Genomic DNA, 280 nt, shown 5'->3' with positions numbered 1-280 from the left:
CATGAGCCTGCCCCTGGCATTTCAGTCCATGCCGTTGGGCACCCTGTTCGGGGTGCTGTTCTGCGTTATGCTCTCCATGGCGGCCTTGACCTCGTCGATCTCCATGGTGGAGGCCACCGTTTCCTGGCTCTGCGACCGTCATGGGCTTTCGCGGCGAGCCGCGGCCTGGGGGGCGGGCATCGTGCTCTGGGTCATCAGCACACTGGCGATGTTGTCCTTCAATGTTGGAGCGGACTGGACGCTGGCGGGCCGCCACCTATTCGACTGGCTCGACTACCTG

1 protein-coding gene is annotated in these 280 nt (G+C 63.9%); it reads left to right on the top strand.

Annotation, left to right across the window (positions count from 1 at the left end; translation table 11 throughout):
• The coding region (locus H2O73_RS20965; protein ID WP_438696108.1) for an SLC5/6 family protein at positions 1-280 on the top strand (280 nt) is incomplete at both ends.

The organism is Vibrio marinisediminis, from assembly GCF_014050145.1.
Lineage (GTDB): Bacteria > Pseudomonadota > Gammaproteobacteria > Enterobacterales > Vibrionaceae > Vibrio > Vibrio marinisediminis.
Note: the sequence above shows the minus strand (reverse complement) of the source record. Positions and strands in the feature narration are given on the sequence as shown.